This is a genomic window from Puia sp., assembly GCF_036500295.1.
Taxonomy (GTDB): domain Bacteria; phylum Bacteroidota; class Bacteroidia; order Chitinophagales; family Chitinophagaceae; genus Puia.
On the sequence record NZ_DASYCH010000009.1, the window covers coordinates 76,197 to 101,514 of the forward strand.

General features: G+C 55.8%; 22 protein-coding genes. 10 read left to right on the forward strand and 12 right to left on the reverse strand.

Features of this window, described 5'->3' with window-relative positions:
* Positions 1–43: 43 nt before the first annotated feature.
* A complete protein-coding gene (locus VGM48_RS04040; RefSeq protein ID WP_331576436.1) occupies positions 44–2,323 on the forward strand; it encodes a TonB-dependent receptor in 2,280 nt (759 codons plus the stop codon).
* On the forward strand, positions 2,307–2,978 hold the full coding sequence (locus VGM48_RS04045) for a HupE/UreJ family protein (protein ID WP_331576437.1): 672 nt from the start codon (positions 2,307–2,309) through the stop codon (positions 2,976–2,978). Before VGM48_RS04040 ends, VGM48_RS04045 begins: the two co-directional genes overlap by 17 nt.
* On the opposite strand, the gene VGM48_RS04050 is transcribed toward VGM48_RS04045, so the two are convergent.
* Together VGM48_RS04050 and VGM48_RS04055 are read right to left on the reverse strand one after the other, a co-directional pair.
* Positions 2,967–4,259: a hypothetical protein gene (locus VGM48_RS04050; protein ID WP_331576438.1), complete on the reverse strand. Its 1,293-nt coding sequence runs from the start codon at positions 4,257–4,259 to the stop codon at positions 2,967–2,969. The two genes, VGM48_RS04045 and VGM48_RS04050, sit on opposite strands and share 12 nt — an antisense overlap.
* Positions 4,260–4,376: 117 nt before the next feature.
* Entirely contained in the window at positions 4,377–5,354 is a 978-nt protein-coding gene (locus VGM48_RS04055; RefSeq protein WP_331576439.1) for a GlxA family transcriptional regulator, read from the reverse strand.
* 151 nt (positions 5,355–5,505) lie between these two features.
* Between VGM48_RS04055 and VGM48_RS04060 the strand changes: the two genes are divergently transcribed.
* Entirely contained in the window at positions 5,506–5,838 is a 333-nt protein-coding gene (locus tag VGM48_RS04060) for a hypothetical protein (RefSeq protein WP_331576440.1), read from the forward strand.
* A 65-nt stretch (positions 5,839–5,903) separates the two neighbouring features.
* Here the strand turns inward: VGM48_RS04060 and VGM48_RS04065 are convergent, their stop codons facing one another.
* The 4 genes from VGM48_RS04065 to VGM48_RS04080 all read right to left on the reverse strand — a co-directional run bounded on the left by VGM48_RS04065 (position 5,904) and on the right by VGM48_RS04080 (position 9,660).
* Positions 5,904–7,154 (reverse strand): amidohydrolase/deacetylase family metallohydrolase, encoded by a 1,251-nt coding sequence (locus VGM48_RS04065; protein WP_331576441.1) that lies wholly within the window; start codon positions 7,152–7,154, stop codon positions 5,904–5,906.
* Positions 7,147–7,644, reverse strand: a complete 498-nt coding sequence (locus VGM48_RS04070) for a RidA family protein (RefSeq protein ID WP_331576442.1) — start codon at positions 7,642–7,644, stop codon at positions 7,147–7,149. The genes VGM48_RS04065 and VGM48_RS04070 overlap by 8 nt, the downstream gene beginning before the upstream one ends.
* Positions 7,645–7,736: 92 nt before the next feature.
* Positions 7,737–8,273 carry a YceI family protein gene (locus VGM48_RS04075; protein WP_331576443.1) on the reverse strand — a complete coding sequence of 179 codons (537 nt, stop codon included), beginning with the start codon at positions 8,271–8,273 and terminating at the stop codon, positions 7,737–7,739.
* Position 8,274: 1 nt separating this feature from the next.
* Positions 8,275–9,660, reverse strand: a complete 1,386-nt coding sequence (locus VGM48_RS04080; protein WP_331576444.1) for a DUF5723 family protein — start codon at positions 9,658–9,660, stop codon at positions 8,275–8,277.
* Positions 9,661–9,824: 164 nt separating this feature from the next.
* Between VGM48_RS04080 and VGM48_RS04085 the strand changes: the two genes are divergently transcribed.
* Positions 9,825–11,384, forward strand: a complete 1,560-nt coding sequence (locus tag VGM48_RS04085) for a M81 family metallopeptidase (RefSeq protein ID WP_331576445.1) — start codon at positions 9,825–9,827, stop codon at positions 11,382–11,384.
* Between the two features lie 164 nt (positions 11,385–11,548).
* Entirely contained in the window at positions 11,549–14,881 is a 3,333-nt protein-coding gene (locus tag VGM48_RS04090; protein WP_331576446.1) for an AsmA family protein, read from the forward strand.
* Positions 14,882–14,889: 8 nt separating this feature from the next.
* Here VGM48_RS04090 and VGM48_RS04095 read toward each other — a convergent pair whose 3' ends face one another.
* Both VGM48_RS04095 and VGM48_RS04100 read right to left on the reverse strand, forming a co-directional pair.
* On the reverse strand, positions 14,890–15,429 hold the full coding sequence (locus VGM48_RS04095; protein ID WP_331576447.1) for a hypothetical protein: 540 nt from the start codon (positions 15,427–15,429) through the stop codon (positions 14,890–14,892).
* A gap of 4 nt (positions 15,430–15,433) precedes the next feature.
* A complete protein-coding gene (locus VGM48_RS04100) occupies positions 15,434–15,775 on the reverse strand; it encodes a PadR family transcriptional regulator (protein WP_331576448.1) in 342 nt (113 codons plus the stop codon).
* A 115-nt stretch (positions 15,776–15,890) separates the two neighbouring features.
* Here VGM48_RS04100 and VGM48_RS04105 point away from each other — a divergent pair, with 115 nt between their 5' ends.
* Positions 15,891–16,493, forward strand: a complete 603-nt coding sequence (locus tag VGM48_RS04105; protein ID WP_331576449.1) for a TonB family protein — start codon at positions 15,891–15,893, stop codon at positions 16,491–16,493.
* A gap of 102 nt (positions 16,494–16,595) precedes the next feature.
* Here the strand turns inward: VGM48_RS04105 and VGM48_RS04110 are convergent, their stop codons facing one another.
* The 4 genes from VGM48_RS04110 to VGM48_RS04125 form a co-directional block, all read right to left on the reverse strand.
* On the reverse strand, positions 16,596–17,714 hold the full coding sequence (locus VGM48_RS04110) for a Gfo/Idh/MocA family oxidoreductase (RefSeq protein ID WP_331576450.1): 1,119 nt from the start codon (positions 17,712–17,714) through the stop codon (positions 16,596–16,598).
* A 32-nt stretch (positions 17,715–17,746) separates the two neighbouring features.
* Entirely contained in the window at positions 17,747–18,511 is a 765-nt protein-coding gene (locus tag VGM48_RS04115; protein ID WP_331576451.1) for an oxygenase MpaB family protein, read from the reverse strand.
* Positions 18,512–18,518: 7 nt separating this feature from the next.
* Positions 18,519–18,914, reverse strand: a complete 396-nt coding sequence (locus tag VGM48_RS04120) for a DUF2809 domain-containing protein (RefSeq protein WP_331576452.1) — start codon at positions 18,912–18,914, stop codon at positions 18,519–18,521.
* 68 nt (positions 18,915–18,982) lie between these two features.
* Positions 18,983–21,187 (reverse strand): outer membrane beta-barrel protein, encoded by a 2,205-nt coding sequence (locus tag VGM48_RS04125; RefSeq protein ID WP_331576453.1) that lies wholly within the window; start codon positions 21,185–21,187, stop codon positions 18,983–18,985.
* Between the two features lie 119 nt (positions 21,188–21,306).
* On the opposite strand from VGM48_RS04125, the gene VGM48_RS04130 reads away from it, so the two are divergent.
* The 4 genes from VGM48_RS04130 to VGM48_RS04145 all read left to right on the forward strand — a co-directional run bounded on the left by VGM48_RS04130 (position 21,307) and on the right by VGM48_RS04145 (position 25,300).
* A complete protein-coding gene (locus tag VGM48_RS04130) occupies positions 21,307–22,203 on the forward strand; it encodes a PfkB family carbohydrate kinase (RefSeq protein ID WP_331576454.1) in 897 nt (298 codons plus the stop codon).
* Complete coding sequence (gene paaI, locus VGM48_RS04135) at positions 22,200–22,607, forward strand: hydroxyphenylacetyl-CoA thioesterase PaaI (protein ID WP_331576455.1); 408 nt, start codon at positions 22,200–22,202, stop codon at positions 22,605–22,607. Before VGM48_RS04130 ends, paaI begins: the two co-directional genes overlap by 4 nt.
* A 157-nt stretch (positions 22,608–22,764) precedes the next feature.
* Positions 22,765–24,120, forward strand: a complete 1,356-nt coding sequence (locus VGM48_RS04140) for a TolC family protein (protein ID WP_331576456.1) — start codon at positions 22,765–22,767, stop codon at positions 24,118–24,120.
* 49 nt (positions 24,121–24,169) lie between these two features.
* On the forward strand, positions 24,170–25,300 hold the full coding sequence (locus VGM48_RS04145) for an efflux RND transporter periplasmic adaptor subunit (RefSeq protein ID WP_331576457.1): 1,131 nt from the start codon (positions 24,170–24,172) through the stop codon (positions 25,298–25,300).
* Positions 25,301–25,318: the final 18 nt, after the last annotated feature.

Here is a 25,318-nt window from a genome sequence, read left to right on the forward strand (position 1 = left end):
TAAAGGGAGGTCTTCCTCCCTTTATTCTTTTTGATCCGCGGTAATGAAAAAAGCGCTGACCATATTCCTGCTCTTCGCAACCGGCCTGCTCTGCAAGGCCCAGCATTCCATCGTCGGCACGGTGGTCGACAAAACGACCCGCGAGCCCCTCGAGCTGGCTGTCATTCGCGACAGGGCCACCGGCAGGACGGTGCTCACCGATCACCGGGGGCAATTTCAATTGGCCAGGCAGCAGCATGATTCCCTGCTGCTGGACGTCAGTTTTATCGGCTACCGCACGCGACAGCTCCGGCTTGCCGGCGGCGGCGGCGGAACGCTCATCGAACTGGAGAAATCCGCCCTCGATATGACCGCGGTGACCGTCACCGGCAAGACCGGTATTCAATCAGCCCCAACGCTTAGCCGCATCGATCTCAATCTTGCGCCGGCCCGGTCCGCCCAGGACCTGCTCCGTCTTGTCCCGGGACTGTTTATCGCCCAGCATCAGGGCGGCGGCAAGGCCGAGCAGATCTTTCTTCGCGGCTTCGATGCCGATCACGGCACCGATGTGAACATCTCCGTCGACGGCATCCCGGTAAACCTCCCCTCCCATGCGCACGGTCAGGGGTATGCCGACCTGCATTTCCTGATCCCCGAGACTGTCGCCGGTTATGAATTCGGCAAGGGGCCCTACTATGCCGGTTACGGCGATTTCACCACCGCAGGTTATGTCAGTTATCATACCATCAATGTCCCCGATCACAGCCTGGTAAAGATGGAAGGCGGCAACTTCAACACCGCCCGCATCGTAGCGCTCGTGGACCTGCTTGATCAAAAAGCACGGGACCGGGGTCGCAGCGCCTGGCTGGCAGGCGAGGCCTTGTACTCCGACGGCCCCTTTGATTATCCTGAACATTTCAACCGGTTCAATCTCATGGGAAAATTCATCACCCCGCTGGATAAGAATAACCGGTTGACCTTCTCCCTGTCCACCTTCAGCTCCGGGTGGCGGGCCGCCGGTGAGCTCCCCGGCCGCGCCGTTGCCGAGGGGTATATTCCCGACCGCTTTGGAGTCATCGACAGCGCCCAGGGCGGATACACCAGCCGGACGAACGCAAGCATCGGCCTTGTGTCCCATCTATCGCCCCGCCTCACACTGGAGAACCAGGTCTGGTACTCCCATTATTTCTTCAACCTTATTTCCAACTTCACCTTCTTTTATTTCTACCCGCAAACGGGTGATGAGTTCCGCCAACGGGAGTCCCGCGACCTGGCTGGTACAAACACCCGGCTCTTGCACACTCTGCCCTTTGCCGGCGGAACGCTGAGCTCCGTTATCGGCGCCGGAACCCGCTATGATGCCGTGCATCCCGGCTTTATCGCCCATACGCGGGACGCAAAAGATATCCTGGACTATATTCAATTGGGAAAGACGAGGGAAACCAACGTCAACGCCTATGCGGATGAAAGTCTTGTCCTTGGCAAGTGGTTGTTTGGTGCTGGTCTCCGCCTCGACTATCTGCATTTTTTTTACGGGAACCAGGCCCCCGCAAGCGATACCGCCGCCGCCATCTATAACGGTCTCCCGCCCCGGAGCGGCGAGGCCATCCTGAGCCCGAAGGTCAATATTGCCTATACCGCAAATTCCAGGTTGCAGTATTATCTCCGGCTGGGTAAGGGATTTCATTCCAATGATGCCCGCATTGTCATCGCCAACAAAGGGTATGAGATCCTTCCCGCGGCCTATGGCGCCGATCTTGGCGTCAACTGGAAGCCCCTTCCCGGGTTGTTCCTCAATGCGGCGTTGTGGTGGCTCTATCTCCGCCAGGAGTTCACTTATGGCGGCGATCTTGGTGATCAGGCCGTATCGCCCGGGGGCAGGACCACCCGCAAGGGCATTGACCTGGCCTTGCGTTACCAGTTGACGTCCGGGCTGTATGCTTTTCTCAATCTCGACCTCGCCCAACCCCGTGGGCTGGATGCGCCCAAGGGGGAAAACTATCTGCCGCTGGCGCCGACTTTCACCAGCACGGGCGGTCTGAACTTTCGTTTCCCCAACGGCTGGAATGGCGGCATCAGTTATCGTTATATGCACGACCGGCCGGCCAACGAGGATAATACCCTTGTTGCCCGGGGTTATTGGATCGGTGATTGCACGGTGAACTATACAAAAAAGCGATATGAGCTGGGCCTGTCCATTGAAAACCTGTTCAACAGCCGCTGGGACGAATCGCAATTTGAGTATACCTCCCGCTTGAAGTATGAACCGGCGCCTGTGGACGAGGTAAGCTATACTCCCGGAACTCCCTTCTTTATAAAATTAAAGTATGCGCGTTTTTTCTAACCAGCAAAAATTCGCCTTTCTGGCGCTGACCGGCAGTTTCATCTGTCAGCCCGCTTCGGCGCATGTCATCGTCGGGGAATTGGAGAAGATGTCGGCCGGCGGCGCCGCCTTGCTCTATCTCAAATTGGGTTACCTGCATATCCTGCCGCTTGGCCTCGATCACATCCTGTTCGTGCTGAGCCTGTTTCTCCTGAACCCGCGGTTGAAACCCATCCTGTGGCAGGCAACGGCGTTTACCATTGCGCATAGTGTGACCCTGGGACTCGCCATGTATCATCTCATTACGCCGCCGGCGCGCATGGTGGAAGGCCTTATCGCGCTTTCGATCCTCTATGTAGCATTGGAAAATATCTTCTCACCCCGGTTGCGCAAGACCCGCGTGGGCATCGTCTTTTTATTCGGATTGGTGCACGGAATGGGTTTTGCCGGCGCACTGGGACAACTGGGGCTGCCGTCCAATGCGTATCTCCTGTCCCTTGTGATGTTCAATATCGGTGTGGAGCTGGGCCAGATGACGATCATCTTTGCGGCATTCTTCCTGCTGGGAAAGAGGTTCGGGGACAAGCCCTGGTACCGCCAGCGCGTCGTCATCCCCGTGTCGGTTTCCATCGCCGCGATCGCTGCATTTTGGACCGTCCAGCGGTTATTCTTCTAGCTTTTTTTGGACATAGACGGCGTCCGCCGGATCGAGATCATACCGGCTTCTGGCCGCCGCCCGGAAAAATTCCCGTGCATTATAGTTCTTTCCTGCCCCCTCCATCAGGCGGCCCATCCAGAAGAGTTCCAGTGCTTCGAGTGGTTTGCCGGAGACCTGCCGTTGAAAAAGTGCATACGCATCCTCCCTTTTATTGCATGCAAAAAGCGCCCAGACCTGCCATGCGTACGTCTGGGGCGTCGCGCGGTTTTGCAATTCCGCCGTGGCAAGGGCCTCCGCCGCTGCAGGGTCGTGTAAGACGCCGGTGTAAAGCTGGATCAAATATTTGTTATACATTCCCCCATAAACGGGGCGTGTGGCTTCACGAGCGAAATCCCGGGCATAGCGGAGTTGTAACCCGCTGTCGCCACGGACTCCCGCCATCTGTTCCAGTCTGAATAAGACATCCGGCAACGGGTTCTTTGAATGAACGAACCGAAAGATGGTATCGGCCATCCGGGCATCTTTGTCATGGATCAGCGCGATCCATCCAAGTCCCATCCAGCTGTGAAAGTCGGCGCTGTTCTGCCGAATACCCTGCAGGTATGCCTCTTTTGCGCGGACCGGGTCTTCCGCATGCAGATAAAGATCGCCTGCATTCGATAGCGCTACGCCTTTCAGGTAGCCGTTGGTCCCCGCCAGGCCGGCGGCTCTTTCCATATCCGCAATCGCGCTGTCCAGTTCTCCATCGAGATGATCCAGCCTGCTGCGGCGAAAATAGTAGCCATAATCGCCCGGCGACCGGATGGCATTCAGTTCTGCTTTCGCCTGGAAATAGTTGCCCAATTCGAATGCTACGTCAAAGGAGGCGGCGTGTGACTCATATGGCCGCAAACCCAGTGCTTTGGCTTTTCGCAGGAGGCTGTCTGCCTCCCGGAAACGATGTTGGCTGATACCCTGCGCCGCCAGCGCGAGACAGGCGGACGCCTCCCGGTGATTAAAATTCCGGTCCAGGGCGAGTAGAATGCTGTCGGCTTTTTTCAGGCTGTCGATTTCCCCGGAGAGCCGGAAGGCCATGTTGAGACAGGCGGCATATCGCGATTCGTTCAGATACCCGGGATTGGCCGGGTTGATCCTGCTTTTCCAGAATTGCAGTTCCGTCTCGTTCCGGGCGGCAACGGGCGGGAGGGTAAAATGCGTGATCAGGCTGTCGGTCAGGATCGCGCTGACCAGTGTCTTTTCTTCGTGCCGGCAGGAACCAAGCCAGATGGGAAGGAGCAAGGCCGGGAGGAGTTTTTTCAAGACGGTTGTTTACAAACATCTACGAAAAACCCCATATTTTGGATGCAGCATTTTCTGCGGGGCCGTGACCTGCCGGGACGGCCGGCATGCGAGGTCCTTCGCTGGCCGGTGAGGTTATCAGGCGTATTCGCGGTTATACCGGTTGCGGTATTGCAGGGGCGAAAGCCCGGTCACTTTTTTAAAGGTCATCCGAAACGCCTTGGCATCGTTATAGCCGACCCTGTCCATCACTTCGTTTACACCTACCTGGGAGGTTTCGAGCGTCTTCTTCACGGCTTCCATCTTTACCCGCTGGATATATTCCATTACGGTATTGCCTGTTGCTTTTTTGAACCGCCGTTCGAAGTTGCGCCGGCCCAGGATCAGCCGGGCGGCCAGATGGTCCACGGTGATCCTGCAATGGGTGTTCTTCTCGATATACTCCTGGGCCGTCCGGATGGCCTCATCCTCGTGATCTTTCTGACCGGAGAAGATGATAAACGGCGACTGGCTGACGCGCTGGAAGTCCACCTGGAAACCTTTCGAGCACGTGATCGCGATATCCCGGCCGCAATATTTCTCGACGAGATAGAGGATGAGGTTCAGCCAGGAATATGCGCCGCCGCTGGTGTAGATATTATTCTCATCGGTGATGATCTTGTCTTCAAGCAGGGTGACATCCGGGTACATCTCCCGGAAGACATTGGCGAACTGCCAATGCGTGGTACAGCATCTGCCGTTGAGCAGACCCGTCCCCGCCAGCAGGAAGGCGCCGATACAAAGCGAGGCCACTGCCGCGCCCTGGTTGTACTGCGTCACAACCCAGTCCAGCAAGGGGCGGTTCTCCACGACGATCTGTTGCTTCTCACCATGCACCGAAGGAATAATGATCAGATCGGTTCGGTTAAGCTCCCCCGTAAGTACGTCGGGGTACACCCGAAAACGTCCTCCTTTCATACTGACCTCGGGATGATACCCGACCAGTTGCACCGTGAACATCGGATCGGCACCGGCCTCCGCGAGATAGTTATTCACCTGCAAAAGGATCTGGTGGGGCCCCTCGATCGTGGTGAGGCTGCACTCCCCTTCCGGTACAAGTATGGATACATGCTTCATATCTTAAAATTAGTAAATACCTGGCAGTCAACAAAATAAGCCAATCGCGTCTAAGGGTAAATGGGGGTTTCGGGAAAAGATAACCCCGGCGACATACTATTTCAATGCCCGCGACCGTTTTAAGCGCGCAAAAAAGTAAACAATACCCTTTATGAAAAAGAACATTCTTCCTCTTATCCTTTGCTTCGCCATTTCGTCTGTAACAGCAAATGCCGCAGAAGGAGGCAAAAATGAGGGAGGGATGCCTAAGAAGAGCTCCCCAGTTGTACACAACATCCTCTCTGACAAGTTACCTTCCCGGTTGCAGAAATCGATCAAAAAAAGTTATGGCGATTATTGGATTACCGGTCTTTACAGGTCTCAGCAGAATGGTAAGACCTCTTACCATATCACCATGGAGAACGCGGATCAGATCGTGCGGTTGAGCGCAACCCCGTCGACGACGTGGTCGGTCAATAACGTAGCTCCGAAGGAAGGCCTTTAAGCATTCAAAAAACCTGTAAGCATCCTATAAAGAAATCTGCCGGGCACGCCCGGCAGTTTTTTATTTTAGTGTATCGGCCGCGGGAGCGCGAGCGGTCTGGCGATACCGTTGAGGTCGTAAACGATCTTTCCAGCCCGGACCGTCATCTCGCAGACGAACCGTTGTGCCGCTTCGATGCGGTAGCCGGTATAGTCGTACAGGCCGAACTTCCCTTTTTCCAGGTTGAGGATCGCGATATCCGCGACGGACCCGACGGACAAGCTGCCCAGATCGACATGTTTGATCTCCTTTGCCGGGTTCCAGGTCACGGCCCGGATCACTTCGGGCACGGGCATCCCCATGGCCACGAATTTCGACATGCAGTTGAGGAGATCGCGCATTGAATTGTTCATGCTATGTGCATGGATATCCGTGCTGATGGAATTGGGAAAGAAGCCGCTTTTGACGGCGGGGATGGCCTGTGAGTAAGCGAAACTGATCTCGCCGTAGCCGACGTCGAAGATGATCCCTTTCTGTTGCGCCTCACGGACGAAGGGCTTTACCGTATGCGTGAGCGTATCGACGATAAACTCCCGGCTGGCCAGCTGGCCAAAGCAATGCGTAAAGATGTCGCCGGGACGCAGATGCTGAAAGAAGAGCTCCTGGATGGACAGCGGCGGGTTGCTGCCGCCAAAATCGATCATGACGGGGATATTCGCCAGCTTCCCCGCTTTTACCGCTTCATCCACCGGCGTCCATTCGGGTCCCGTGTAGTGCGCCACCTTGATGCCGACGATGATGTCGCGGTATTGACGGGCCGTGAGGCCGGCCAGCTTTCCGTCCATTTCCCGCAGGTCCTGTTCGAAAGGATTGCCGCGCATCCCCGAGCCGTTGATGTTCAGAAAGGCCAGTACGCGGGTCCTGGCGACGTCGATCACTTCGCGCTTGAAGGTGGGAAAATCCCTCCAGCCCGAACAGCCCGCATCGACGACGGTCGTCACCCCGGTCCTGAAGCTGAACACGTCCGGCGGGATCGAGGCGCTGCCGCCGTCATAGGCCCTCAACGGATCGGTGCCGAAGAACACATGCGTATGCATGTCGATCAGCCCGGGCACGACGAGCATTCCATGGGCGTCCACCACCTGTACCGCTCCGCGCGGATCTATCTCTTTGGCGACCCGGACGATCTTACCGTCAGTCACGGCGACGTCCATCACCGCATTGAGATCGTTCTTAGGGTCTATAACCGTTCCTCCTTTGATGACAAGGGTATATTCCTGCGCCTGCAGGGAGGAAACGGCGCAGAGCAGAAGAAGCACCCGAATGAGTCTATACATAAGCGATACAATCCATTTCGACCAGAGAATTTCCCGGCACGCCGCCCTTGGCAACGGCAACGGTTGTACGCACGGGAGGTTTTTTGCCAAAACGTCCCTTGAACACCTCGTTCATGCCCGCGTAATCGGCGATGTCATTCAGGTACACATGCACCTTCAACACTTTCTCCATGGAAGAACCCGCGGCGATGAGTTGCTTCTCGAGGCCCTTCAACACGATCTCGGTGTGTGCCTTGATCTCGAAGGGTTCGACATGCGCGCCCTGGCCGGCGATGAACACCATTCCATTGAACTTGGTCGCCTGCGAGAACAGGGGAACTTCCTGGTCTTCGACAACATCGAACACCTCTTTTTCAGCAGGTGCGGCGGGCGTTTTGGCCGCAGTCGGCGCGGCGGCGGTTCCTTCGGCCTTCGCCAGCATACCCATTCCAAGGGTGCCGCCGATGGCGAGGAATAATTTCTTTAGTGCGCTTCTTCGTTGCTTTTCCATAGTTGCAATTAATTTGCACTAAATATAACCATTTCCCCCAATTGTGAGCGGGTTTTGCGAAATAATTGCAAGCCTTCCGGATTGATCGACTTCTACTTTGTCACCGGCACTTCCAGATTTATCGTCACCTGATCGCCTATCGAGCCGCCGGGTTTACCGATGTTATAGTCTTCTCTTTTAATATTAAACTCGCCCTTGAAGACACCCGTGTTGCCGTTGGGCTGGAAGGTGAAAGGGATCTGTACGGTTTTAGTGACGCCCTTCAGCGTCAGTTCGCCATCGGCGGTAAAGCCGTTGGCCGTCCTGACGATCTTTTTCGAGTGAAAGCTGATCGTGGGATATTTGTCCGTGTTGAAGAACTGTTCCTCTTTCCGCAAATGATGATTCCGCAGTCCGATGCCGGTGCTTACCGTCTTTGCATCCACGCTTGCGGTCACTTCGCTGCCGGCGAGGTCGTGTTCGTCAAACCGGATCGTGCTCTTCAGCCCTTTAAAATTTCCATGCACGGTTCCGAGCGGCCCTTTTATGCTAAAGCCGATGGTCGCCTTGTCAGCGTCCGCTTTCCAGTTGGCTGCCCACATCGTCCCCGCGAGGACGAGTGGCATCACCAGGATCCACATCTGTCTCATACTATTGGTTTTTTTTATTGAATACAAAGAAGCGGACCCCCGCGTAGAAATCCGTAGCCTTCAGCCGGCCCAGCGCCAGCAGGCTGGCGGGAGCATCTCCCCCAAAGAAGACATATCCTGCCCGGACGGCCAGCCCGACTCTCGGTTGCCAGGCGCCGTAAAACAGGAGGGAGATGGGAACGCTGACATCCCACCACTTGCTTTCATAGCGCGGCGTGATCGAATAGATGTCCGGCTGCCCGGCACCCTGGGCGGCGCCATGGCCGAATCCCTTTACCACGGTGGCGTTGACGAAGAAATTTTCACGGAGCTTCCAATCGGCCTGCAGACTGAGTGCGGTGGGCAGGCCCATATGAAACCCGCCGGCTGTCTGCGACTTCGAGGAATCCCCGCCATAGAACACGGCGCTGAGCGTCCGGTCTACCTCGAGGTTGCTGTGCAATTGCAACTGGCCCCAGCCGGCAAGGTCGGCTTCCGTCGTGGCCAGATGATAGGCGGCGGCGTGCCGGTTGAAATGGATCGAACCGATGTCCATGATCGAAAGCCCGATCTTGAATTTATCGGCATGGGCGTATTGTACGCCGAGGTCCGCGCCAAAGCCGTGGCCGTGATTGAGGTCGCCATAGCCGCCGATGTGGCGATAGGAGTCATAATCCGTTTGCCCATAGTCAATGCTTCCCGAAAAGAACAGATGGGTGCTGTCCTGGATGCGGTAGCCGAGATGGGTGTTCTTCGCATAGGCGCCGACGATGCCCTGCAGGTATTTGAGGGTGACTCCCGCGTTCCACCGGTCGGTCCCATCGTCGAAGAGTGTGGCGGCGTAGTGGAACCCATATTCCAGCCAGTTCATGCCGTCAAGCCTCGTGCTCCCGTCGGACAATGTGGTGTCCCAAAGCGCGGGGCTTCGCAGATAGGCATAGGCGTTTTCCGCCGTGGAGCCGGGGATATCGCGGATGCTGACGGATGTCCGGTTGGCGATGCTGAATCCCACGGACTGGCCGTAGGGCAGCGCGAGTTGCACGGAAGGCCCGAGGATCTCCGCGGTGAGCGCCACGTTGTACAATTTGCCCGGCTGGGACTGATCGAAGTTGGTCGCGAATTTATCGGTGTGGATGATCCCCTTTATAATGGAACCGAATCCGAAGGCGGGGACGGCACCTTTTGGAACGTAGAGAAAAGTATTATCGAAGAGAACGCCTGCCGACATTACGTTCACGTCCCATTTGAATTTTGGATCGGCGCCCGCCGCGGGATTGAGCAGCACTCCCCGGATACCGGAGTAATTACTGTTGGCGATACCCATATCATATTGGGCCCGCGCCCCGAAAGGCAGGGCGGCAAACGTTAACCAAAGAAATGCCGCACGTGCACGAGTGGTTACTCTCATGGTGTCCAGTTTTTATTTAGCCAATAATGATATCGGGAAATTAGCGGTGCGGCGTTGTAAAAGGATATAGAGTCAAACGCAGGTTTAAAAACAGGAGTTGCCACATCGGCGTGAGAGCAATCAAAAAATTGTGGTAAATTCCCCTGAACAAAAAAAATACTCCGGTGAGACCATCCTCTACTTTGCTGTTCCTCATTCTGCTGCTTCATTCGGGCGCGGGCATGACGCAGACCCGGCCACCCCGCATCGGAATCGCTGGCCTGGGAATTGAATCAAGTACCTTTTCCCCGGCGCTAACCGGGGAGCCGGCCTTCCATGCCAGCTATGGTCCGGCCGTCTTCGACACCTATCCCTTCCTCGCTCCCGACTCTGTGCTCCGGCATCGGGCGATATGGATACCCACGATAACGGGCCATTCCCTGCCGGGCGGCGCCGTCACCCGTGCGGCGTATGAGTCGTTGGTGAGTAAAACGCTGGACTCGTTGCGGAAACATCTCCCCTATGACGGGCTTTTCTTCGACATCCACGGCGCGATGAGTGTCGTTGGGTTGGACGATCCCGAGGGAGATTTTATCGTTCGCATCCGGAAGGTCATCGGCCCGAAGACGCTTATCTCGACATCGATGGACCTGCATGGAAATGTCTCCTGGCGGCTTGCACAGCATACCGATCTCATCACCTGTTACCGCATGGCGCCGCATGAAGATGCGATGGACACAAAGCGGCGGGCGGTGGTGAACCTCCTGACGAGGCTGGAGAACGGAAAGGGCCGACCGGCCTACAAGGCCTGGATCCCCATTCCTATCCTGCTGCCCGGAGAAAAAACAAGTACGCGGATAGAGCCGGGCCGGTCGATCTATAAGGCAGTCGCCCCGGCTGCTGCACAACCTGGCATCATCGATGCGGCCATCTGGATCGGCTATGCCTGGGCCGACGAACCGCGGAACCATGCGGTCGTCATGGTCACCGGGGATGACAAGGAAACCGTCTCCCGTACGGCGGAGCATCTGGCCCTGAGCTTTTGGAAGGCGCGGTCGCAATTTGTCTTTGTCGCGCCGACGGGGACCCTGAAGGAATGTCTGGATAGTGCCGCGAAGAGTACTCTGCATCCGTTCTTTATCAGTGACTGCGGGGACAACCCCACGGCGGGCGGCGCCGGCGACGTCACCTGGACGCTGCAGCAGATATTGGCCCGGCCCGAATTCAAGGCGGCGGGTGGTCCTGCGCTGATCTATGCCTCGATTCCCGGACCCGGGCTGGTAAAGGCGGCGATCGCGGCAGGTGTCGGCGGGACGGTGGACGCCACTGCCGGAGCAGCTGTGGATCACCGTTATGCACCGCCGGTGCGGCTTCATGGTGTCGTCGAATCCATCGTAAAGGGCGATAAGGACGCCGAGGTGGAGACGGTGATCCGGGTGGGCAGCGTCCATGTTATCGTCACACAGAAGCGAAAACCCTATCATAAGGAGGTCGATTTCACCCGGCTTGGTCTGCAGCCGCGGAAAGCGGCCATCGTCGTGGTCAAGATCGGCTACCTCGAACCCGAGCTCTATGCGATGCGGGCCGCCTGGCTGATGGCGCTGACGCCCGGGGGTGTCGACCAGGACCTGACCCGGCTGCCCTATAAGCGCATCCAGCGGCCCATGTTCCCGCTGGATCCGGTAAAGAAGGAGCCGGACCTTCATGCGAGACTGGTGCCTGCGGCGGATGCGGTGATCAAATAGGGCCACAGCGAGCCGAGCATGTCGGCTCGCGCCCGCCGACCCACGCCCGCTCCTGCCCGCCGACCCAGGCCCGCCGGGGGCCTGCTAAAACCCTGCTAAAATGGTCAGTTCCGCCGGATACTTTATCTTGCGTGAATTCGTTGTATTAGTATCCTATCATACCTATGACACCAAAAACGCGCAAGAGGATCCTCCGTTGGACGTTGATCCCCATTCTTAGCTTTCTCGTCCTGGTCGGCATCGCCGTCGCCATCCTGTTCACCCAGCAGGAACGGCTGGTGAAAATGGCCGTGACCGAACTCAACAAGAAGCTCCCCGGCGAGCTGGAGATCGGCGGCAGCACCATCAACGCCTTCCAGACCTTTCCCTATATTTCCATTGCGTTGAAGAACGTGAAGTTCCTGCCCGGCAAGGCCGCGACCGACAAGCCGATATACGAGGCGGAACGCATGTTCATCGGCTTTAGCATCAAGGATATCCTCGATCATCACTACCATGTAAAAGTGATCGTACTGAAGAACGGTCATCTCGATCTGGCGCAGGACAGCACCGGGAACCTGAATATCGTGCAGGCGGTGACCCTCCCTCCCGATACGACGGTCCATACCAGCACTCCGGCGAAGGCCCTTGACCTGGATATCAAAAAATTCGTGCTGCGCAATATGCGGGTCTCGTATTATGACCGCGCCAGCGGCCAGCGCATCGTGGCGGATATCGAGCGCATCCAGACGGCCCTCCGCGACGATGACGGGAAGATCAGCGCCGAGCTGCACGGAGCTTTGCAGGCCGATCTCACCAGTCCCGGCGACACGACGCTCTTCCGGCATAAACATCTCGAAGCGGATATCCAGACTTCCTATGATGAGAAGACGAAGTTCCTAAGGGTGCCGTTGGGCAAACTAAAGCTCGAGGATGCCGTCTTCGATATCAGCGGCACCGTTGACCTCCAGCACGACAATACGGTGGACCTTCATATCAAGGGAGACAAACCGGATTTCCGCCAGCTTTTTGCTTTCGCTCCCGCCTCGGTGGCCAAGCAGCTGAAGAACTTCAAATATGATGGCGAACTGAGCTTTGACGGATCGGTGAAAGGGGCGCTTAAAAGCGGACAACAACCCCTGATCGCGCTGTCCTTCGCCTGCAAGAACGCCTACCTCCATAATACGAAGGCGGGCAAGAACCTCGACTCGCTTTCCTTCAAAGGCTTCTATACGAATGGTGCGGGCCGAAACCTAAAAACCTCCGAGCTGAGGATGATGGATATGAACGCCCGGCCCGACAAGGGTATCTTCAAGGGCAACTTCGTCATCCGGGACTTCACCGATCCGAAGATCTTTATGCAGATAAGAAGCGAACTGGAGCTCGGCTTCATCGGCGCTTTCCTTGGCATCAAGGACCTCGAGCGGCTCTCCGGCCATATCGACCTGCGGATGGATTTCAAGGAATTGGTCGACCTCACCGATGACCGGACGATCAGCAAGCTCACCGAGGGCATCCAAAGCGAGCTGAAGGTGACCGACCTCACGTTCCGCGTGCCCAACTATCCCAATCTGATCGAGAATCTCAACCTCCATGCCAGCATGAAGAACGGCTTTCTCGACCTCGATACCCTCAGCTGCACGGTGGGTCACTCCGATCTCCATCTCAACGGTTCGCTCACCGACCTGCCAGCGCTTTTCCATCACCAGGAGAAACCGGTGGTGCTCCGGCTGAACGCTGCCAGCAACAAACTCATCCTGCGGGAGCTGTTCAATGCCGATACCACGAAGAACCGGAAGGCGCGGGAGGAGATCTATGGATTCAACATCGGGCTCACGCTCGAGACCTCCGTAAACGAACTGCAGCATCCCGATCCCCTGCCGCGCGGCAAGTTTAGTATCGCCGGCCTTTCCGCCGCCTTCAAGAACTACCCGCATGCCTTTAAGAATTTCGGCGCCGACCTCACGATCGGCGATACCTCGGTCCTGTTGCGCAATTTTGCCGGCAATATCGACAGCAGTGATATCCAGTTCAAAGGCCGGATCAACAACTACGCGCTTTGGTTCCAGAAGGTGAAGAAAGGAAAGACCATGCTGGCTTTCGATCTGAAGTCGCAGCGACTGGCCATGCGCGACCTGCTTGGCCGCAAGAGCCGGCAGTACCTGCCGAAAGAATATCGCGAGGAGGTCGGCTCCCAGGTTTGGATCCGCAGCAAGACGGAGCTGCGTTATGACTCGGTATTCAAATTCGCGAATATAAAGATCGCCAACCTCTCCGCCCACCTGCACCGGCACCATTACCGGCTGGACAGCCTCAGCGGCAATATCAAGTTCAGCACGGACAATTTTGTCAAGATCGATACGCTTCGCGGGAAGATCGGCAACACCGATTTCGACCTGAGTATGCGGTTGTATACGGGTAAGGACACGGTCCGGCGGAAGAAGGAGAATTATCTTTCTTTTAGCTCGAAACTGCTCGATGTGGATCAGTTGTCGAATTATGTGGCCAGGGCGGATGGCGGCGAAACCGCGGCGGAAACGGCGGCACAAACACCGGCGGCACCAGTAAGTGCGGCGGCAACAGCGGTACAAGCGACGGCGGCCAGCGGAACTGCGGCTCCGGATACCGCTTTGGTCAGGACCGTGGCCGACCACAACGCGGAATTCAATCTGTTCAACATTCCCTTCATCGACTTCAACGCCCATATCAGCATCGGCCGCATCCGGTATCATAAGATCGGCATTAAGAATCTCAACACCCGGCTGCGCATGCTGGCCAGTCAGCAGATCTACCTCGATACCTTCTATGCGGAGATGGCCGGCGGCCGGATGGCTGCGCGGGCGCATTTCAATGGCAGCAACCCCAATCGCATCGCCTTTAACAGCCGGTTCAACGTTGAAGACATGAATATCGAGAAACTGATGTTCAAGCTGGATAATTTCGGTCAGGATATCATGATCAACAAGAACATCAAGGGCATTGTCAGCGGACAGATCAAGTCCAAACTGGTTCTTCATGCTGATGGAACCCCCATGATCGACCAGTCCCAGGCGCAGATGGACCTCGAGATCGTAAATGGGACGCTGATGAACTTCGCGCCTATGAAGGCTATGTCGGCCTATTTCACGGATAAGAATCTCATGATGATCCGCTTTGACACGCTGCGCAACACACTTTCCTTTAAGGATGGCGCGGTGGTGATCCCCGACATGAATATCAATTCATCGCTGGGCTTTCTGGAATTTGCCGGCAAGCAGTCGCTCAATATGCAGATGGAATACTATATCCGGGTGCCGCTGAAGATGGTGACCTCGATCGGATTCCGCAAGCTCTTTGGCAAGAAGCCCGAGGAGGTGGACCCCAACCAGGTGGATGCCATTCAATTCCGGGATATGGACAAACGCGTTCGGTTCATCAACCTGAGGATCACGGGTACGCCTACCGAATACAAGGTTGGTCTCGGGAAGGCGAATAAGGATCTGATGACGGCGCCGGCCGCGGCGACGACCCATTCGTGAGTTTTTTATTACGCAGATACCTCGCAGGCCTCATAGCGGAAAACGCGGATCAGGGAGCCGCCGCCCAGCAGGATCTTTGCATGCCGCGGGATCAGCGGGTCGAAGCGTTCGGGGGTGAAAAAGATGACCAGCAGGCTCAGCAAGGGCCAGACGGAGCCCACCAGGTACCAGCGCAGAAAGACCGCCGGCATAACGTCGAAGTTTGTGGGCAGACAATGAAAGAACGCCAGCTGAAAGTAAAGCACGAATGGCAGGAGGAACACGCCGATCAGCAGCCAGAAGAACCGGGTCCGGCTCAGGACCAGCCGCGGGCCTTTGACGGATGCCAGGAAAAGAGCTTCTTCTTCCAACTCATACAAATTCTCCCGGTAACAGCTTCGGAAGACCTTGGCGAGCAGTTCCTCAAAATTGCCGCCCTGCTCCATTCCCTGTTCGACAAGGATACAGATATGGTCCAGCAGGTTGTCCTGCAGGCCTTCGAGGCGGATGCCATGCGCCCGGATCGCGCGAGCAATAAAGTCTACCTGCTCATCGGTTAGCGTTGCCATGTGATTAGATGGATTTTGTTTTCAGATCCAACAACACCGTCATCGTCTGGATAAAGGAAGACAGCTCGCTGACCTTCTCCTTCGCCCTGGCCTTGCCGGTGGGGCTCAGACTATAGTATTTCCGCACCCGCTTGCCGATATATTCGACTTCAATGGTGACCAGCTTGTCCGCTTCCAGGGCGTGCAGCGTCGGATACAGTGCACCTTCGGTGATCTGGATCTTGTCGCCGGTTACCTCTTTCACGCGCTGGGTGATCTCGTAGCCATACATCTTTTTATTGTCGGCCAACAGCTTTAAAACAATGGTTTTAAGCGTTCCTTTCAATAATTCCGTTGAATATACCATAGAGCTAATATACATAAAATACCAATGCATTCAAATTTTGGGGAAGATGTTCCCCGGAAGGGCTGGCATCGTCTTTGAATCACCATTGGTATTCGTGAACTAAAAAGTATGACTTATGCAAATCACAGCAAAACACAATCTTTACCGACTTGGTGTCGCCGCTGCGGTTGCAGCTCTCACTTCGGTGGCCTGTAATAACAGCGACTATAAGACAAGCGACGATACGACTCCTGCGGATAGCCCCAGTGCACAGATGAACCCGGCTGCGCCTGCGACACCCGCGGGTCAGCCTGCGGCGGTGGATATGGACACTACGAAGTCTTCCGCCGGCACGCCTGCCACGCATAAAGCCGGGATGCACAACCGGAAGAGAGCATCCACGTCCATCGTGCTGACGGATAAGGAAGCCGGAGTCACGGCCCCGGAATTCCCGGGCGGTCAGAAGGCGTTGGACAGTTATGTGAACGATCATATCAACTACCCGCAGGGCGCGATAGACAACGACGTTTCGGGGATCGTCCGCGTGTCCTTCGTCGTGGATGAGCATGGCAAGATCACCAAGGCAAAAATAATCAGCCCGCAAAAATTGGGGGAAGGGTTGGATGAAGAAGCGCTTCGCGTCGTCAGTACGATGCCGGAGTGGAAACCCGCCACGTTACATGGGAAAAGGGTCAAAACCCGCTTAGAGTTACCCATCTCTTTCCAAGTTGAAAGCTAGTTGGGCTCTATCACCTGGACACACACAAAGGCTCCCATTCGCTGGGGGCTTTTTTTATAAATGGAATTCGACCTTTTTCTATAAATGCAGTTCGACCTTTTGCTATAAATGCAGTTCGACCTTTTGCCCGGACTTTGTCGCCTGGTAAATAGCGTCGATGATCTTCAGGTCCTTGACGGCTTCCAAGCCATCCACCGCCACTATCGGCTGATGACCTTCCAGGAGGATGCCCGACATCTCGTCCATCTGGACGGTTTGATGTGTCGTCACCGGCTGATCCAGCACGCCCTTATGGGTTCGGCCGGCGATCGGGCCGTAGCCGGTTGACGGCATTAATTCGGCAAAGCCCTGCGTTCCGTCGAGAAAGAAGCGGTCCAGGTTATTGAGGCTATAGGTGGACAGACAGGAGGCTACTGCTCCACCGGGGAAACCGAGCTGGAACTGGATCGTCTCGTCGACGCCTTCTTTAAACTTCATGGGGTTGGTTTTCGGCGGCTCCTGCGCCGTGACCCAGATGGGATCTTCACCGATCATATAGCGCGAGCCGTTGATCGAATAAATGCCGATATCCATCATCGAGCCGCCGCCGGAAAGCGCCCTGTTCAGCCGCCACTGGGAGGGATCGCCGATGATAAAGCCGGACAGTCCCTGGAAGAACAGCACCTTTCCGAATTCCCCCGCCTTCCGCATGCGGATGATCTCCAGGGTATGCGGCTCGAAATGCATCCGGTAGCCGACCAGCAGCTTCACCCCCGCATTGCGGCAGGCATCCACCATCTCCTGTCCTTCCTTCGCGTTGACGGCCATCGGCTTTTCGCAGATGACATGTTTTTTGGCCATCGCCACGCGGATCACCTGGTTATGATGAAGGCCGTTTGGGGTAATGACATACACCGCATCGATATCGGGGTTATCCTTTATGCGGTCGAAATTCTCGTAGTTGTAACAATTCTTCTCGGGGATATTGTACTTCGTCTGCCAGGCCTTGATCTTCGCGGGGGTGCCGCTGATCACTCCGACCAGTTTGGCTTTGGTACAGGTCTTCATGGCTTCGGCCACTCGCGTCCCATAACTGCCGAGGCCCATGATGGCGACCCGCAATACGGGGCTGTCGTTTTTTCTTTCGGGATCTGCGCAGGCTGCGACGGCAGTGGAAGACAAGGCGGAAAGCGCAAGGACCGAACCGGTCATTTTCTGGAGGAAATCGCGGCGTGTTTGCATGGTGATGGCAACTTTTTGATAAGTCCCCTAAGTTATCCCATTTTTTGATCCAGCCCAAACACCTGTGCCCGGTATTGTGCTGGCAGCAGCAGGGTTTTTATCCCTTTGTCGAGCCGGAGAAACCGGAAAAGCTTATAAACCTGTACTACGGGATAGAGCCAGTGGATGGAGGGCAGGTCAAGCAGCCGGCGGACCCGGCCGGGAACCAGTAACACCTGGGCGTGGATCAGCAGGAAATACCGGATGGGCCCGAGACTTTTCCGGTAACGCCGGTAGAGATCGGGTGTAAAAGAGCTTATCGCCAGGTTTTGCTTTACGTATTGTTGCCGCATCAGCTCCCAGGCCGCGAAGTCATCGGGTATACCGGTGAGCCCCATGTGCCGCCCCACCCTGGCGAACACGTCAAACACTTCGGCCTTCTCCTCCGGCCGCAGCGGCCGCTCGATCAGTTCAAAGCTGCTGATCGAATAACCGATGAGCATAAAGAGCACGTCGAGATAAGCGCTTGCGGGAATGTTGGCGCCACGCTTTGCTTCCACGCCTTTATGGATCGCGGTGATATGATCGATCGCCGTCAGTGCGCGGTCCTCTTCGGCAAAGACGATCTGCTGTGCATAGGATACCGTGCTGAACAGCCGGCCCAGCGGATCGGCCGGGAGTTTGCCGGTAAAATACAGCCAGTCTACCGCCTGATTGAGGGCAAATTCGGCCGAAGCACCCGCGAATATCAGCAGGACGGTGTCTCCGCGCCCCCAGATGGTACGAACGACGGAAGAAGGATGTGCAAAATCTGCCATAACGAAGTTATTTTAATTTAAGCCGCAACGGCGGTACCAGGGCCTCCAGCGCCAGTACCGTCAAGATCCCCAGCGCATAGCAGCCGACGTCCACCCAGGTAAAGGAATAGCCCATCAGCGTGCGGATCAGCGAGGGTTTTGTAAAGCCGAGGCGGTCCGCCAGATGGAAATACTGTGTCACCTCCACAAAACAGGCAAACGCGAATATCCATGTCGCCAGCGGGCGTACCGGCAGATCCCAGAAGGTCTGGACCAGGGTATATAAAAAGATGACGCAGAGATAGTCCCCGCCATAAGGCCGGACGATGGCGTCGTGCGTGCACCAGGCGATATAGGCCTCGATCCCCAGGAGCAGGACGCTAAAGATGAAATACCACAGGCTGAAACGGAAATGTCGGCGCATAGGCGAAAAGTGCTTTGAATTACAAAGTAAGTGTAAATATTTTGGTTTTACAAGTATGGGCACATAATTTATTGTTTGATCCGGTTTTGCTCGTCTTCGGAGCTTCCGGTCTTCCGCGCCTTTACCGTTTTGCCGGAGGAGAAGCTGTAGGAAAAGGACAGGCCCACGACCTGCGTGTCGACATAGTTGCGGAATTGCACCGCCACGCCGGGGACATTGGTGAGGCTTCCTGCCGGCCGCACCGTATGGAAGATGTCGCGTGCGGACAGGCGGATGACGGCTTTCCGGTGCAGCAACTTCCGCGAAATTCCTGCGTTGAGCATGCCCGTTGCGGACATGACGAATTGTCCATCCGTTGCCGGACCTGAATAGTTGCCGCCGAGATCCATTGCCCAGTTGTCGGTGAATGCGACCTGGTTGTTCCAGTTGATGGAAAAGGAGACCGTATGGGTGGACAACGAGGAATCGCCGATGAACCCGATATAGCTGCTGCTGATCACCTGCGAGAACAGGTTCATGGTCCAGCGCTTCATCGGTTGCAGCGAGGCGTTGACGGAGAACCCAAGCCCGGTATGATGGCCGATATTGCCTGGCTGACTGATAAAGACCTCGCCCTCCGACCGGATCACTTCCTGTTCGATATCGCGCGTATAGTTATAGAAAAGTGTCGCCGTCAGCATTTGGGTATGGCGCCAGGACAGCTCCAGATTGTCGGAATACTGCGGCCGCAGATAGGGATTCCCCGCGAGATAGGTATACTGGTTGATCAGGAAAATAAATGGATTCAGATCCTGGTAGCCGGGCCGGTTGATCCGCCGGCCGTAGGCCATGTGGAGATGGTTCTTGCCGCTGCTGTCGAGGCGGTAATCGAGATTGGCGGTCGGAAACAGATTGGTATACCGGCGGGTGAACGAGGAGTCCGGTTTTACCGCGTTGCCCAGCTGATGTCCGTTTGCAGCGGTATTCTCGACTCTCAACCCGCCCTGAAACGCGAGTCGCCCCGATTCACGGGACAGGCTTATATAGGCCGCCCGGATATCTTCTTTATAGATAAAATGATTGGTCTTGTCATAATCGGGAACGGCGCCGGCTCCCACCAGGTACTCATAATCCGCGCGGTTGTCGGAGGAGACGGAGCTCCACTTTGCACCGGTCTCCAGCCGGGACTTGCCAAGCGGCAGCGTGTAGTCCGTCTTCGCCGAATAGATGCGGATCGAGGCGGGCAGATCGGCCTGCTCATCGCTGGTCGATTGCGGGAGTCCATGCGCGTCGAAGGTGGTATTGAGAAAAAGCTGCCGGCTCGCTGCCGGATGTTGGACGAGATCGGCATCCGCGGTCAGCAACTCGCCCGGCCGCCGGAAGCTATGGCTGAAGTTGAGATTGACGCCCTTGTTTGAGAAATGATCCTGGCTGGAATTGGCCGCCTTCGTCACGCTGTCCAACTGATGGTCTGCGCCGCTGATGATATTTTGTTCCGGATTATGGGTATCGGTTGTCGAAAAAACACCTGACAATACGAATCCCAGCGTTGTCTTCGGCGACAGGGAATAATCCATTCCCAGCCTGCCTGTCTTGCTTTTCCGGACCGGGGTGTTAAAGGAGGTCTCGTCAAAATAGGATTGCGGGGCGCCGTTGGCATCCCGGTATATCCGTTGCAACTCCAGGCGTCGGTAGGAATGCTGTTCGCTGTATGATCCGTTGGCGAAAATATTCACCCTCCCCTTGCGCCAGTTGAGCACCCCGGTCTCGTTAGTGCGTCCATACACCGCCTGGCCGTAGCCCGCGGAGACCTGCCAATTGAGACCCTGCTCGCGGTTCTTCTTTGTGCGGATCAGGATCAGGCCTGCCCCCGCGGCGGCGTCATAGCGCGCGGGCGGGTTGCTCATCAGCTCGATCCGTTCCAGCAGACCTGAGGGCATGCCGCGGAGATAGTTGGCGAGATCGGTCGCCGACAGATAAGTGGGTTTGTCATCGATCAGCACCAGCACCCCTGCCCTGCCGTTGAGCCGGATCACTCCGTCGCCATTTACGGAGACTCCGGGGAGCTGTTCCAGCAATTCGAGCGTGCTGGTCCCTGTCAGCGCGGTCATCGCCTCGACGTTGATGAGGATGCGGTCGGCTTTTTGGACGATCAGTGGCCTAAGCGCGATAACGGTGGCCTTTTTCAGGGTAGCGGTATCGGTATTGGAGGTGACGGTATCGTTTTTTGCGACAACCGTATCTTTCTGAGCCTGAGCGACAAAGGACGGCGCCGTCAGGAGAACGAAAAGCATAGCTTTTATATACATAAGAGTCTTTTGCATAAAAATACATAAGATTCCGATATATCAAAATGCCCGGTTGTGAAAAAAGGCCTAAATTTGCCAATTGATCATTGCTAAAGAACTGAATAATGGACAGGACAGAACTCATCTGCATCGGACATATTACGCATGACAAAGTCGTCACGCCGCGCTCGGTCGTTCATATGGCCGGCGGCACCGCCTTTTATTTTTCGAATGCCGTATCCCGGCTCGATATCCGCTACAAGCTGATCACGGCCCTGGCGCCGGTGGATATGCCCTTCGTATTCGAGTTGCGGGAGAAGCACATCGATGTGGCCGTCCTGCCCAGCGCGCATACCGTCTTTTTTGAGAATATCTATTCCGGCAACCAGGACCATCGGACCCAGCGCGTTGCCAGCCAGGCCGATCCCTTCACCGTGGATCAGCTGAAGGATGTCGCCGCCCAGGTCTTCCATCTCGGCCCGCTGCTGGCCGGCGATATCCCGGTCGACCTGATCCGTGCTCTTGCGGAAAAAGGAAAGGTCTCTCTCGACGCCCAGGGCTATCTGCGCGAGGTGAAGAACCAGAATGTGCTGGCGATTGACTGGTGTGAAAAACGCCAGGCGTTGCAATACATCCATACCCTGAAGGTGAACGAATCCGAGATGGCCGTCCTCACCGGGCAGGACGAGGTCCGCAAGGGTGCGAAGATCCTCGCCGAATGGGGTGTAAAAGAGGTGGTCATCACTCTTGGCAGCATGGGTTCCGTCATCTATGACGGTCAGAACTTCTTTACCATCCCGGCCTATATCCCCACCACCTCCGTAGTGGATGCCACCGGCTGCGGCGATACGTATATGGCCGGTTATCTTTATCAACGGATAAAAGGCGCTTCCATCCAGCAGGCCGGGGAATTTGCCGCCGCGATGGCTACGCTCAAGATCGAGGGGTCGGGCCCTTTTACCGGCACCAAGGAAGAAGTGTTTGCCCTGCTTTCGAGCCGTAAAGACAAAGTTTACCGATGACCCCGGGCGAGATCACTGCCCTACTGTTCGAAAAGGATTATTTTTCCCAATGGCTTGGCCTGCAGGTTGACGAATCCGGTGAGGGCTACTGTAAGCTCCACTACCGGATCAATGAGCAAATGCTGAACGGCTTTGGGATCGTTCATGGTGGCGTCGTCTTCTCTGCTGCCGACTCGGCCTTTGCCTTTGCCTGCAACTCGCACGGCATCCTTACCGTAGCCTTAGACGTCTCCATTTCCTTCACCCGTCCTGCCCGCAGCGGCGACCTGCTCTTTGTCGAGGCCCGCGAGCTTCACCTGGGCAACAAGACCGGTCTCTATGAGATCCGCACCACCAACGAGAGCGGGGAATTGATCGCCCTGTTCAAAGGCACCGCCTACCGTACTTCCAGGGAGGTCAAATAACTGACCCTCAATCGTTTTTATTTAATATCATTTTAATTCAACGATTACTCAAAAAGAGCAATCTTTGCGGCGTAGCACTCCTCCACTGACCTCGCAGTTTCCAGAACGCTAACCCTGGAATACGTTTCATATTATATTATAAATTTCCACGATCGATATGTTTAAAATTGCCGACGTTATTTTAAAGCGCCTGATCATCAGCCCTTGTCTCTTTCTCCTACTATCGATTGCCTGCTTTTCCCAACCCGTGATGAAGGCTGACAGCTCGCTCACCCTGGGTCAGTGTATCGACTATGCGCTGAAGCATCAGCCCTTTGTCAACCAGGCGCTGATCAACGAAGCCATCGTGCGGACGACCAATGCCATCAACCAGTCGAGCTGGTATCCGCAGGTGAACGCCCAGGCCAATCTCACCCATTATAATTCCCGGCCGACGTCGTATATCGTCGACTCGGCGGGTAATGTCCATCTTCAAAAGAATGGGGTCGTCAATACCTTCATCCCCGTACTCGGCGTTTCGCAGACCATTTTCAACCCGGCCCTGCTTTATGCCACCCGCAGCGCACCGCTTTTCAACCAGCAGGCGCAGCAGATAACCGACAGTACAAAGATCGATATCGTGGCCGGGGTCAGTAAGACGTTTTACGGTCTGCTGCTGACGCTCGAACAGATCAGCGTTCTCAAGGAAGACACTGCGCGGCTCGCCAAGAACGTAAGCGATGCGTATCATCAATATGTCGGCGGGATCGTCGATGAGACCGACTACGATGAAGCGGTCATCTCGCTCAACAATTCCAAGTTCCAGCTCAAACAGGCCACGGAGAATCTCAACCCGCAGTATGCGATGCTGAAACAGGTGATGGGCTATCCGCCAAGATCGCAGTTCAACGTACTCTTCGACACCGTGCAGATGATGAACGACATCGCCTTCGACACAACTCAGGAGCTGCAGTTCGAGAAACGCATCGAATACAAGTTCCTGCAAACGCAGAAGGCGCTGCAACTGGCCAATATCAACTATTACCGCAACGCCTGGATGCCAACCGTTGGCGCCTTCTTCAACTACGACTATGAGTTTCAGAGCAACGGTTTTGGCGATCTTTTCTCCAAGGCCTATCCCTACAGCTATATGGGGCTTTCGCTGACGATGCCCATCTTCACCGGCTTCAACCGGACCAACAATATAAAACGGGCGCGGCTGCAGGGCGATCTGCTCGACTGGTCGGAGGTCAACCTGAAGTCCCAGATCTATACCGAATATGCCACGGCGCTGGCCAATTACAAAAGCAATTATTTCAACCTCGGCATTTCAAAGGAGAACGTCAGCCTGGCGAGACGGACCTATGATATCGTGGCGCTGCAATATCAACAGGGCGTGGTTCCCTACCTGAACGTCATCACCGCCGAATCAAACCTCATCACTTCCGAGATCAGCTATCAGAATGCGCTTTTCCAGGTGCTGTCGAGTAAGATAGACCTGCAAAAATCCATGGGCTTTATTGTCGTCCACTAACCCGAAACCGTCGTTAATCATTAAGCACAAATACTAATAAATCACACGTATGAGCAGACTGGCATCGATCCTTGTTTTTATCCCTGGACTGGCGATCTTCTCCTGCCAGCAGAAGCCACCGGCCCCCAATCCCCCTACCCCCGTCAATCTCGCCACGGTGAAGTCTTCGGCCGTCACGTACTATGACGATTATCCCGCCACTACCCAGGCCCTGAGTCAGGTGGATCTGCACGCCCAGGTGACGGGCTATGTGACGGCCATCCTGTTTACGGAAGGCACGCATGTTCACAAAGGACAAAAACTCTATGAAATAGACGAGCGGCTCTTCAAGGCGGCCTACGATCAGGCGGCGGCCAATGTCCAGGTAGCGCAGGGCAACCAGCAGCAGGCGCAACAGGATGCCGACCGGTATCAGTACCTCATCCAGCACAACGCAGTGGCCAAGCAGACCCTCGATCATGCGATCATCGCTCTGCAGAACGCGAAGAACGAGACGGCCGCCGCCCAGCAGGCAATGAAGACGGCCGAAACGAACCTTACCTATTCGGTGATCAGCGCACCCTTTGACGGGACCATCGGGTTCAGCATGGTGAAACTCGGGAATCTCGTAACTGCGAGTACGACCATTCTTAATACCGTCTCGACCGATAATCCCATGGCGGTGGATTTTTTGATCAACGAGGCCCAGCTGAACCATTACGAGCAGCTTCAGCATGAGAAGCACCAGTTGGATTCGCTGTTTACGATCGTGCTGCCGGATCATTCCGTCTATCCGCATACGGGTAAGATCTCGGTCATTGACCGGGCGGTTGATCCGCAGACGGGAACTATCCGGGTTCGCCTGGAGTTCAGCAATCCCAAACTCGATCTCCGTGCCGGGATGTCGTGCGTTGTGCGGGTGCACAACCTGGAACAGAAGCCGCAGATCGTTATCCCTGCCCGGGCTGTGGTCGAGCAGATGGGGGAATATTTTGTATACGTTGCCAAAAAGGACAGTGCCCTTAAGGCCCTCCAGGTGAAGATCGAGACGGGCCAGACTATTGGGCCGAATATCATTGTCAAATCGGGCCTCCAGGATGGGGACCGGCTTGTCGTCGACGGCGTACAGGCCCTGCACGACGGATCGCCCATCACAACGGCCAACACCATGGGACCCGGCCAGCCCGGTCGTCGCCGCTAACAAATTTTTTAGACTACA

Excerpts from the sequence above, each read along its gene's own strand:
- VGM48_RS04040 (WP_331576436.1), top strand. The coding sequence starts at position 44 with ATGAAAAAAGCGCTGACCATATTCCTGCTCTTCGCAACCGGCCTGCTC.
- VGM48_RS04045 (WP_331576437.1), top strand. The coding sequence starts at position 2,307 with ATGCGCGTTTTTTCTAACCAGCAAAAATTCGCCTTTCTGGCGCTGACC.
- VGM48_RS04055 (WP_331576439.1), bottom strand. The coding sequence starts at position 5,354 with ATGAAGCATGTATCCATACTTGTACCGGAAGGGGAGTGCAGCCTCACC.
- VGM48_RS04060 (WP_331576440.1), top strand. The coding sequence starts at position 5,506 with ATGAAAAAGAACATTCTTCCTCTTATCCTTTGCTTCGCCATTTCGTCT.
- VGM48_RS04065 (WP_331576441.1), bottom strand. The coding sequence starts at position 7,154 with ATGTATAGACTCATTCGGGTGCTTCTTCTGCTCTGCGCCGTTTCCTCC.
- VGM48_RS04070 (WP_331576442.1), bottom strand. The coding sequence starts at position 7,644 with ATGGAAAAGCAACGAAGAAGCGCACTAAAGAAATTATTCCTCGCCATC.
- VGM48_RS04075 (WP_331576443.1), bottom strand. The coding sequence starts at position 8,273 with ATGAGACAGATGTGGATCCTGGTGATGCCACTCGTCCTCGCGGGGACG.
- VGM48_RS04080 (WP_331576444.1), bottom strand. The coding sequence starts at position 9,660 with ATGAGAGTAACCACTCGTGCACGTGCGGCATTTCTTTGGTTAACGTTT.
- VGM48_RS04090 (WP_331576446.1), top strand. The coding sequence starts at position 11,549 with ATGACACCAAAAACGCGCAAGAGGATCCTCCGTTGGACGTTGATCCCC.
- VGM48_RS04095 (WP_331576447.1), bottom strand. The coding sequence starts at position 15,429 with ATGGCAACGCTAACCGATGAGCAGGTAGACTTTATTGCTCGCGCGATC.
- VGM48_RS04100 (WP_331576448.1), bottom strand. The coding sequence starts at position 15,775 with ATGGTATATTCAACGGAATTATTGAAAGGAACGCTTAAAACCATTGTT.
- VGM48_RS04105 (WP_331576449.1), top strand. The coding sequence starts at position 15,891 with ATGCAAATCACAGCAAAACACAATCTTTACCGACTTGGTGTCGCCGCT.
- VGM48_RS04110 (WP_331576450.1), bottom strand. The coding sequence starts at position 17,714 with ATGCAAACACGCCGCGATTTCCTCCAGAAAATGACCGGTTCGGTCCTT.
- VGM48_RS04115 (WP_331576451.1), bottom strand. The coding sequence starts at position 18,511 with ATGGCAGATTTTGCACATCCTTCTTCCGTCGTTCGTACCATCTGGGGG.
- VGM48_RS04120 (WP_331576452.1), bottom strand. The coding sequence starts at position 18,914 with ATGCGCCGACATTTCCGTTTCAGCCTGTGGTATTTCATCTTTAGCGTC.
- VGM48_RS04125 (WP_331576453.1), bottom strand. The coding sequence starts at position 21,187 with ATGCTTTTCGTTCTCCTGACGGCGCCGTCCTTTGTCGCTCAGGCTCAG.
- VGM48_RS04130 (WP_331576454.1), top strand. The coding sequence starts at position 21,307 with ATGGACAGGACAGAACTCATCTGCATCGGACATATTACGCATGACAAA.
- paaI (WP_331576455.1), top strand. The coding sequence starts at position 22,200 with ATGACCCCGGGCGAGATCACTGCCCTACTGTTCGAAAAGGATTATTTT.
- VGM48_RS04140 (WP_331576456.1), top strand. The coding sequence starts at position 22,765 with ATGTTTAAAATTGCCGACGTTATTTTAAAGCGCCTGATCATCAGCCCT.
- VGM48_RS04145 (WP_331576457.1), top strand. The coding sequence starts at position 24,170 with ATGAGCAGACTGGCATCGATCCTTGTTTTTATCCCTGGACTGGCGATC.